At 69.0% G+C, this 232-nt stretch carries 1 protein-coding gene; it reads left to right on the top strand.

Annotation, left to right across the window (positions count from 1 at the left end; genetic code table 11):
- Positions 1-203: DUF8094 domain-containing protein (locus J0695_RS43355; protein WP_505383661.1), on the top strand; the 203-nt coding region annotated here is incomplete at its 5' end.
- Between the last annotated feature and the right edge of the window lie 29 nt (positions 204-232).

Here is a 232-nt window from a genome sequence, read left to right as displayed (position 1 = left end):
TCGAGAAGCAGACCGCCGCTGCCGGGGCGTCCGTGCCGACACCGAACAAGGACGTACTGGCGCTGACCACCGGCGAGATCCGGCAGACCCTCACGATGGAGTTCGTGTCCAACCAGGTGGCTCTGGACCCGAGCGACGGCGACGGCGGCGAGGTGGAGATCCTGGGGCGGATCCAGGGACTGACGTCGGCGAAGGGCGAGTAGGGGGCGCCGTACGGTACGGCGGGCTTTCT

Origin of the sequence: Streptomyces beijiangensis (assembly GCF_017315755.1) — a bacterium.
GTDB classification, from domain to species: Bacteria; Actinomycetota; Actinomycetes; order Streptomycetales; family Streptomycetaceae; genus Streptomyces; species Streptomyces beijiangensis.
Note: the sequence above shows the minus strand (reverse complement) of the source record. Positions and strands in the feature narration are given on the sequence as shown.